We start from the raw sequence: 2,952 nt of genomic DNA, 5'->3' as shown, positions 1-2,952 counted from the left end.
CTCCCGAAGAAGTCCACGCCCTACTCCGACGTCCTCCGTGAGCTGAAGCTCCAGCCCCCCGAGCGATTGCTCCTCGTCCTCGCGTACCTGCCCCACGTCCAGCCCTCGGCCCTGGACCCCCTCTTCATCCGCAACCAGGCCCTGGACCGCCGCTTCACCGAGTTCGGCGGACTGGCGGGGAGCTCCCACGGCGGCTTCCTCCCCACCGGCGAGACGGCGCTGTTCCTCCTCGCCGGAGAGGACCTCTCCCAGCGGCTCTCCCACCACCGCCTCTTCCATCCCGAGCACCCGCTCCTCGCGCGCCGCGTGCTGCGCCTGGAGCGCCGTCACCCGGACGAGCCGCCCCTGTCCGCCGCCCTCCAGCTCACGCCGGAGTACCTGGAGCGCCTCACCACCGGAGGCACCTACCAGCCGCCCTTCGGCCCGGAGTTCCCCGCCCAGCGCATCACCACGCTCCAGGACTGGGATGACCTGGTGCTCGACGGCCCGCTGCGCGATGACCTGGAGGACATCATCACCTGGGCGCGCCACCAGGAGACGCTGATGGACACGTGGGGCCTGCGCAAGCAACTCAAGCCCGGCTACCGCAGCCTCTTCCACGGCCCTCCCGGCACCGGCAAGACGCTCACCGCCTCGCTGCTCGGCAAGGCCACGAACATGCCCGTCTTCCGCGTGGACCTCTCCAAGGTGGTGTCCAAGTACATCGGCGAGACGGAGAAGAACCTCGCCAGCCTCTTCGACCACGCCCAGCTCCAGCGCTGGATTCTCTTCTTCGACGAGGCCGACTCCCTCTTCGGCAAGCGCACCGAGTCGCGCAACGCCAATGACCACGCCGCCAACCAGCAGATCTCCTACCTGCTCCAGCGCATCGAGGACTTCCCGGGCATCGCCCTGCTCGCCAGCAACCAGCGCGCCCACTTCGATGAGGCCTTCGCGCGCCGCTTCCAGTCGATGATCCACTTCCCCATGCCCGGCCCCGCGCAGCGCCTGCGGCTCTGGGAGGCGTGCTTCCGCGACAAGCCCTTCACCCTCGCGGCCGACGTGAACCTGCCCCGCCTGGCGCGCGAGCACGAGCTGTCCGGTGGCGCCATCATCAACGTGCTCCGCCACGCCTGCCTCAAGGCCATCGTCCGCGAGCCCCAGGAGATTCGCGCCCAGGACCTCCTCCACGGCATCAGCCGCGAGCTCCACAAGGAAGGCCGCTACTCCCTCCCTGGACGTTGAAACATGCTTAACAAGTCATCCAGGACTAACCTTGATTGACGAATCAATCGAGCGGTACGGTGTGCGCCCCCTCTAGCCAGCAGTCCCGAGGTGCTCCATGGCGCAGCGTCTTGCCCCCCGGTTGCTCCGACTGCCGTCCCTCCTCCTGGCGTTGCTGCTCCCCTTCGCCGGGAACGCCGCCGTTCCACATCCCACCCCTGTCGTGAGCGCCGTGCTCGCGGCGGTGCCGACCACGGCCTTCCAGTTCGTCGACATCGCGGTCGGCAACGGCGTGGTGCTGAAGGCGAACTTCATCGCGCCGACGACGCCCGGTCCCCACCCCGCCGTCGTCTTCATCGCGAGTTGGGGACTCAATGACCTGGAGTACCTGGCCCAGGCCAAGGCGCTGGCGCAGAAGGGCTACGTGGTCCTGTCGTACACGCCCCGGGGCTTCTGGGCGTCGGGCGGTGGCATCGACACCGGCGGGCCCGCGGACATCGCCGACACCTCGCGCGTCATCGACTGGCTGGTGGCGAACACGCCCACGAACAGCGCGCGCATCGGCCTGGCGGGCGTGTCGTACGGCGCCGGCATCGCCCTCATCGCCTCGGGGTTCGATTCGCGCGTGAAGGCCGTGGCCGCGCTCTCCGGATGGACGGACCTGGTGGCGTCGCTGTACGGCGGTGACACCCGCAGGCCGCAGGCGGTGGCCCTGTTGGATATCGCCTCGCGCCTGCTGGGCCGGCCCAGCCCCGAGCTGCGCACCAGCATCGACAACTACTTCGCCAACCGCGAAATCGAGGCCATCAAGAGCTGGGGCCGCATCCGCTCGGCCTCCACCTACGTGAGCCGCATCAACACGAACGCGCCCGCCATCCTCATCGCCAACGCGTACGGCGACAGCCTCTTCCCCCCCAACCAGCTCGTCGACTTCTTCGGTCAGCTCACCGGCCCCAAGCGCCTGGAGCTCGCCCCGGGAGACCACGCCGTCGTCGAGGCCACGGGCCTGCTCGGCCTGGACAACCACGTCTGGACCAGTGTGCACCGCTGGATGGACCAGTACGTGGCTGGCATCAACACGGGCATCGGCAACGAGGCCCCCGTCGTCCTGCGCACCTACGACGGCGACGTGGAGGGTTATGCCAACTGGGCCGACGTGTCCTCGGGCACGCAGCGCCACGCGCTGGGCGCCATCCGCCTGCTCGACGGCACCGGGACACTGGGAGGCTCCTCCTCCACCTCCTCGCGCACCGTCTTCAGCGGCTTCGACACCACCGCCGACGCGGGCGTCGCGCTGCTCACCAACGGGCTCCAGGCGCTCACGGGCATTCCCCCCATCGTGTGGCTGCCGGGCGTCAACCGCCTGAACGCGGGCGTGTGGACCTCCTCCCTCTCCACGCGCGCCATCTCCATCCGTGGCGTGGCCACGCTGAGGCTGCGCATCACCCCGACGACGGCGTCGGGCACCGTGGTCGCCTACCTGTATGACCTGGCCGGCGACTTCGGCGGCCTCATCACCCACGTGCCCCTGAGCTGGCAGGGCGCCACGCCTGGCGCGCCCGTGGACCTGAACCTGGTGTTCCCCGCCACCGCGTACGACGTCCCGGCCTGGCACCAGCTCGCGCTCGTCGTCGACACCGAGGATCCGCTCTACTTCGACGCCAACACCACCGGCGCGCCGCTCGCGCTCGGCGGACCGTCCTGGCTCGACCTGCCGCTGCGCTAGCCACGCGCCCCTCCCTCCCGGGC

2 protein-coding genes are annotated in these 2,952 nt (G+C 69.8%); both read left to right on the top strand.

Annotated features, from left to right (window positions below; genetic code table 11):
- On the top strand, positions 1-1,224 hold a 1,224-nt coding region (locus HUW62_RS46625; protein WP_176438118.1), incomplete at its 5' end, for an ATP-binding protein.
- 97 nt (positions 1,225-1,321) lie between these two features.
- Positions 1,322-2,929 (top strand): CocE/NonD family hydrolase, encoded by a 1,608-nt coding sequence (locus HUW62_RS46620; protein WP_176438117.1) that lies wholly within the window; start codon positions 1,322-1,324, stop codon positions 2,927-2,929.
- Positions 2,930-2,952 lie beyond the last annotated feature (23 nt).

It is taken from the genome of Myxococcus sp. AM011 (assembly GCF_013372595.1).
Classification (GTDB): Bacteria; Myxococcota; Myxococcia; order Myxococcales; family Myxococcaceae; genus Myxococcus; species Myxococcus eversor.
This window is presented reverse-complemented; position numbering and strand designations above follow the sequence as displayed.